This window comes from Actinomadura sp. GC306, assembly GCF_004348665.1.
GTDB lineage: Bacteria > Actinomycetota > Actinomycetes > Streptosporangiales > Streptosporangiaceae > Spirillospora.
In genome coordinates this window covers 1-6154 of record NZ_SMKM01000346.1, presented here as the reverse complement: position 1 = coordinate 6154, position 6154 = coordinate 1, and the positions used below count along the sequence as shown (strand labels likewise).

6 protein-coding genes are annotated in these 6154 nt (G+C 73.0%); 4 read left to right on the top strand and 2 right to left on the bottom strand.

Annotation, left to right across the window (positions count from 1 at the left end):
- The 3 genes from cbiB to E1200_RS30200 all read left to right on the top strand — a co-directional run.
- The coding region (gene cbiB, locus E1200_RS30210; RefSeq protein WP_131955517.1) for an adenosylcobinamide-phosphate synthase CbiB at window positions 1-701 on the top strand (701 nt) is incomplete at its 5' end.
- Window positions 698-2218: a cobyric acid synthase gene (locus tag E1200_RS30205; protein WP_131955515.1), complete on the top strand. Its 1521-nt coding sequence runs from the start codon at window positions 698-700 to the stop codon at window positions 2216-2218. The genes cbiB and E1200_RS30205, both read left to right, overlap by 4 nt.
- Window positions 2219-2264: 46 nt before the next feature.
- A complete protein-coding gene (locus E1200_RS30200) occupies window positions 2265-2897 on the top strand; it encodes a DUF1444 domain-containing protein (RefSeq protein WP_243708950.1) in 633 nt (210 codons plus the stop codon).
- A gap of 23 nt (window positions 2898-2920) precedes the next feature.
- On the opposite strand, the gene E1200_RS30195 is transcribed toward E1200_RS30200, so the two are convergent.
- Window positions 2921-4459 carry a glycosyltransferase family 39 protein gene (locus tag E1200_RS30195; RefSeq protein WP_131955513.1) on the bottom strand — a complete coding sequence of 513 codons (1539 nt, stop codon included), beginning with the start codon at window positions 4457-4459 and terminating at the stop codon, window positions 2921-2923.
- A gap of 131 nt (window positions 4460-4590) precedes the next feature.
- On the opposite strand from E1200_RS30195, the gene E1200_RS30190 reads away from it, so the two are divergent.
- Entirely contained in the window at window positions 4591-5229 is a 639-nt protein-coding gene (locus tag E1200_RS30190) for a LysE family translocator (protein WP_131955511.1), read from the top strand.
- 6 nt (window positions 5230-5235) lie between these two features.
- Here the strand turns inward: E1200_RS30190 and E1200_RS30185 are convergent, their stop codons facing one another.
- The gene (locus E1200_RS30185; RefSeq protein WP_165950524.1) at window positions 5236-6024 is read right to left on the bottom strand and encodes a hypothetical protein; all 789 of its coding nucleotides are present in this window, start codon (window positions 6022-6024) and stop codon (window positions 5236-5238) included.
- Window positions 6025-6154 lie beyond the last annotated feature (130 nt).

Here is a 6154-nt window from a genome sequence, read left to right as displayed (position 1 = left end):
GTATTGAGCGGGTCGCGCGGGGGCGTATTGGGCATGGGCTGGCTACCGCTGCGGTCACTTGGGCTGTGCTGGGTGGGACGTCTCTTGGGCGTGAAGGGCTTGTCATGGCCCGATTTCTGGAGCGGGGGGATCTGGACGCGGCCCGGGAGAGGCTTCCTCATTTGTGCGCTCGCGATCCGCGGGGGCTCGATGCCGGAGGGGTGACGCGGGCCGTTGTCGAGTCGGTGGCGGAGAACACGTCGGACGCGGCCATTGGGCCGTTGTTCTGGGGCGCCGTGGCGGGTGTCCCGGGGCTGCTGATGTATCGGGCGGTCAACACGCTCGATGCGATGGTCGGGTACCGGAATCCGCGGTACGAGCGGTTCGGCTGGGCTGCGGCGAGGCTGGACGACGCCGTCAATTGGGTTCCTGCGCGGGTGACCGGGGGATTGGTCGCGCTGTGCTCGGGGGGAAGTGCTTGGCGGGTGCTTTTGCGGGACGGCGGCAAGCATCCGAGTCCCAATGCCGGACGCTGCGAGGCCGCCTTCGCCGGGGCTCTCGGGGTGCGGCTCGGGGGCGTGAACGAGTATGGGGGACGGGTCGAAAGGCGCCCCGAGATGGGCGACGGCCGGGCCCCCGAAGTGCGGGACATCCGCCGGGCCGTGCGGCTTTCCGCGGCGGTGACGGCTGCGGCGGCGGCCGTGATCTGGGTCCTCCGGTGACGGGGCTTCTGGTCGCGGGGACCACCTCCGACGCAGGTAAGAGCGTCGTCACGGCGGGGCTGTGCCGGTGGCTCGCCAGGAGGGGAGTGAAGGTCGCGCCGTTCAAGGCCCAGAACATGTCGCTGAACTCGATGGTCACCGGCGATGGGGCGGAGATCGGGCGGGCGCAGTACATGCAGGCGCAGGCGGCCGGAATCGAGCCGGCGGCCGTGCTGAATCCGGTGCTGCTCAAGCCGGGGAGCGATCGGCGCAGCCAGGTCGTTGTCCTGGGGCGGCCGGTGGCGGAGGTCGACGCGCTGCAGTACGGGGAGCGCAAGAAGTGGCTCCACGCCGTTGTGCAGGACAGTTTCGCGAAGTTGCGCGATGAGTACGACGTGGTGATCTGCGAAGGGGCCGGCAGTCCCGCTGAAATAAACCTGCGGGGCGGCGACATCGTGAACATGGGGTTCGCAAGGGCCGCCGGCCTGCCGGTCATCGTGGTGGGCGACATCGATCGCGGTGGCGTCTTCGCGTCGCTGTACGGGACGGTGGCTTTGCTCGAACCCGAGGATCAGGCGCTGATCGCGGGTTTCGTCATCAACAAGTTCCGGGGCGCCAGAGAATTGCTGGAGCCGGGGCTCGGACAGCTCATGGCGCTGACCGGGCGTCCGACACTCGGGGTCCTGCCGTGGACGCTCGGGCTGTATCTCGATTCCGAGGACACCCTGGCATTGGACGCGCCGCGCCCCGGTGCCGAAGGGCCGGTCGGCAGGGAGACGCTGCGGATAGCGGTGGTGCGATTCCCGCGCATCTCGAATTTCACGGACTTGGACGCGCTGGCCTGCGAGCCGGGTGTCATCGTCCGCTATGCGGCGAGCGTCGGAGATCTGGCCGAGGCCGACCTGGTCATCCTTCCGGGCACGCGGGCCACGGTGAACGATCTGGCGTGGCTGCGTGAGCGGGGAATGGCCGAGGAGATCGAGAGGCGGGCGAAGCAACAACAACCGGTGCTCGGTATCTGCGGCGGCTACCAGATGCTCGCCGAAGAGATCGTCGACCGTGTCGAATCCGGGGCGGGGCCTGTCGAGGGCCTCGAGCTGCTTCCGGCGCGGGTCGTGTTCGGCGAGGAGAAGGTGCTCGGGCGACCGAAAGGGCGTGCCTACGGGGAGGACGTCCACGCGTACGAGATCCACCATGGCGTTGTCACAGCGGAAGGGGAACCGTTCCTCGACGGGTGCCGGAAAGGCGCCGTCTGGGGGACGACCTGGCACGGCATCATGGAGAACGACGCTTTCAGGCGTGCTTTCCTGCGCGATGTGGCGAGCGTGAGCGGACGCGATTTCACCCCCGCCCCGGACGTGTCGTTCGCAGCCCTCCGGGAGGCGACTCTCGACACGCTCGGCGACCTCGTGGAGGAGCATCTCGACACCGATGCCGTCTGGCGGATCATCGAGCGGGGCGCGCCGCGCGGCCTGCCCGTCGTCCCGCCCGGCGGGGCGCCGGACCCGGCGGGCGGCCCCGGTACGGCGGTAGGGTGATCCCTTCGATGGCACCGGCCGCACCAGGCACCAGGAGGAACGTCCCGTGACCGATCCGCGGTCCAGGCTGATCGTCCCGCTGATGAAAGCGCGGGTGCCGGCCGAGATCCAGCTGGAGTTCCCGCTGCCTCCGGAGGAGGACCCGATCCGCGACCCGTTCGCCGGGGACCTGTACGTGAGCTACGCGCTGGAGATCGCCGACGAGGCGGCCCCGGCCGGCCGGCGCTACGAGCATGTGGCCCCCCGGCACTGCGCCGAGCTGGGCGTGCCGCCCGGCGAGCTGCGCCGCCGCGCGGTGATCAACCTGCGTGACCTGCGGCCCGAGCTGAGCCTCAGCTGGTACCCGGACGTCCGCGCGGTGACCGTGTCCCTCGGCGGAGCGGGCGCGGCCCGCGGGAGCCTGGAGGCGGGCCTGCTGCTGGACGAGGGCTTCCTGGAGAAGCTCGCGCAGGACGTGGAGGGCGACCTCGTCGTGGCGGCCCCGGCGCGGGACGTGTTCGTCGCGTCCGGCACCGGCCATCCGGACGGTGTCGACAAGCTCCGCTGGGCCGTCCAGCAGGTGTGGGCCGAAGACCGCGGGGAGGGCGGCGACCCGGCGTGGGACGTGCCCGCCGGAAGCCTCCTCACCCACGACCTGCTGGTCCGCCGGGGCGGCACCTGGGACGTCCTCGCCCCCTGACCCCCCTGGCCGCCCTCTGACGGTCAGGACAGCGTCTTCAGCTGCGGCCAAAGCTCCGCCCACGGGGCGCGCTGCCCGCGGCAGATCCAGATCGGTTTGCCCTGTTCCTGGTTGTCGAGGCCGACGCCGTTGTCGATGCGTCCGACGGGCCGCACGTCCGTCCAGAACCGCCGCAGGTAGGCCGCGCCCGCCGTGGTCTCGGGACCGACGACGACCGCCGGGCCGCCGGTCTCCGGGGGACGCCCGAAGTGCCAGTAGCCGTTGTGGCCGCTGTACGCGCGGGGCAGGCCGAGGTCCGGGCCGTACTTGTCGAGCGCGCCGGCCTCGCCGTAGTTGCTGACGACGATCACGGCCCTGTCCCGTTCGCCGGACGGCAGCGAACGGTAGGCGTCCGCGACCTGCTCGGCGAACCGTGGCCAGCCGACCGTTTCCGCCGCGTCCGCGTTGACGGCGGGCTGCGGGGTGTCGGCCAGCCACTTCACCGGGTAGACGGGCAGCGTGAGCAGCACGGTCGTGACGGCGGTGACCGCGTACACCGGGACGGTCGGCACCCACCCCCAGCCGCGCGGGGCGCCGTTCCGCTCGATCTCCACGGCCCCGGCGGCGAACAGCGCCGCCCACAGGCCCGCGAGGTAGTACGGCTTCCCGGCCGTGACGAGGAACAGGACGGTCAGCAGCAGGTACGCGTGGCCGACGAACCGGAACGGGCGCAGGTCGTCCGACCGGAACGTCCGCCACAGCCCGTAGATCCACAGCCAGGACAGCACGACCCCGGTCAGCAGTATCTGGAACGGGATGAGCCCGGGCCGGCCGCCGAAGTCGCCTTTGCCGGCGATGGCGTCCGCCATGTCGAGCTGCGGCCACCCGTGGTCGGCCTGCCACAGCAGCCCGGGGACGGCCGCGGCGGCGGCGATCAGCACGGCGGCGGGGAACGCCGGCCGCCGCAGGAACTCCCGCGGCCCCGAGATCAGCAGCCCGGCGACGATCCCGGCCAGCAGGAACGCGGCCAGGTACTTGACGTTCAGCGCCAAGGCGGCCACGGCACCGGCGGTGAGGAGCAGCCGCTGGTCGCGGGTCCGCACCCACCGGACGGCCAGCCACACGAGCGTCGCCGACAGCAGCAGGTCGAGGGTCGCGGTGGAGAACAGGTGGCCGGCCGCGACGACGAACGGGCAGACGGCGTAGGCCCCGGCGGTGAGGAGCTGCGCCCGCCGCCCGCCGCCCATGTCGCGGGCGGTCAGCGCGGCGACGACCACGCCGGCGGCGGAGAACAGCGCGGCCGGGACGCGCAGCGCGACGAGCGAGTCGCCGAACACCGCGGTGACCGCCCGGCCGAGCAGCGGCACCACCGGCGGCTGGTCCGGGTAGGCCCACATCGGGTGCCGGCCGGCGACGCGGAAGTACAGCTCGTCGCGGTGGTAGCCGTAGCGGGCGCTGACGGCGAGCAGTACGACGCCCAGCGCCCCGGCGATCAGCAGCACCGGCCGCCAGGCGACCGCGGGCGGACCGGCGTGGCCCCCGGTCTGGACGGGTTCGGACGCCGCGGGTGCCGAAGCGGTCATGATCGGAGCCTAAGCGCCGCCGTGACCCGCGTCACGATCTTCGTCCGGCCGGACCAGGCCACCGCGCCGCGCCCGCCGCGCGGCCGGAAAACGACCGTGAGAGACCGGGGACCGTGCCCTAGAGTGCGGGCATGGTGTCGATCCATCAGGCGCTCGCCTTCTCCGCGATGGCGTTCGCCATCATCGTGATCCCCGGCCCGTCCGTGCTGTTCGTCGTGGGCCGCGCGCTGGCGCACGGCCGCCGCACCGCCCTCGCCGGCGTCGTCGGCGGCGTGCTGGCCGCGCTGGTGCTGACGGCCGCCGTCGCGGTCGGCATCGGCTCCGTCGTGGAACGCTCCGCGGTGGTGTTCACCGTGCTGAAGACCGTCGGCGCGGTCTACATCGTCTACCTCGGGGTCCAAGCCATCCGGCACCGGCGCTCGCTCCAGGACGCGGCCGGACGGGACGCGGGGGAGTACGGCGGCGGCCGGGCCCTCGTCCAGGGTTTCGTGGTCGGCATCACCAACCCGAAGACGACGGTGTTCTTCGCGGCGGTCCTGCCCCAGTTCGTGGTGCGCGAGAACGGTCATGCGGCCCTGCAGATGATGGTGTTCGGGCTGATCTTCGCGGTGATCGCGCTGCTGAGCGACAGCGTGTGGGGCGTCGCCGCCGGGGCGGCCCGCGGCTGGTTCGCCGGCTCGCCGCGCCGCCTCGCGGCGGTCGGCGGCACCGGCGGCCTGATGATGATCGGGCTCGGCGTCACCGTCGCCGCGACCGGCCGCAAGGAGTAGCGGGGGCTAGACGGAGCAGAGGGCGAAGTCGTCGAACGTCGCCTCCGGGTCGCCGGTGGCGCCGTCGGGACGGTACGCGATCAGCCCGCTCGGCTCGGCGTCCCCGTCCGGGGCCTCGGCGGCGGTGCTCGCGACGTGCTCGCCGTCGACCCACATGCCGAGGCTCAGGCGCGACCCGTCCTCGACGCAGGCGGCCTGCAGCCGGGTGTCGTCGTCGAGGTCGGTGGCGGTGCCGGTCGCCAGGTCGGTCAGCGTGGAGCCGTCGATCCGCGCGATCCGGGCCCGGCCGTCGTCGCGGAGGAGGAACGCGTAGCCGTCGCCCTGCCCGTGGCAGTAGAGGCCCGCTTCGCCGCCCTGGCCTCCGGTGTGCTCGACCTCCACCTCCATGAGCTGCGAGGCGGGGACGTCCTCCACGGGCGCGTCGGCGACGGTCCGCTTGGACGAGGCCAGCACGTGCAGCTCGTATTTGCGGTCGCGGTAGGACGCGTCCCAGACCGGGGCCGCGGCCGTCTTCCAGCCGGAGGTCTCGTCGTCGAAGTCGTCTTCGAAGATCTCCTCCTCGGCCTCCGGGGGCTCGACGCCGGTGCCGTCCGCGATCGCCGCCGCCCCGGACGGATGACCCGGGTCTCCGTCGTCCGACCGCAGGCTCAGCACGCCGAACAGGGCGGACGCGCCGAGGACCCCCGCGGCGAGCACGACCAGGCTCCGGCGCGGTCGCGAACCGTGCGGTGCGGAGTGCGGCCGCTTCGGCGGCGCGGGCGGCAGTGGCGCGCCGACCGGATGGGTCTCCTGCATGGAGTCCACGCTGGTGCGCGGCGGGGACGGCGGCACGTTCGGCGGCGGCCCGGCCGGGGGCAGCCCCGCCGGGGGCAGCGAGCTCGCGGCCGGTTCCGCGGCGGCGGCGGCCGGCGGTTCGGTCGCGGGC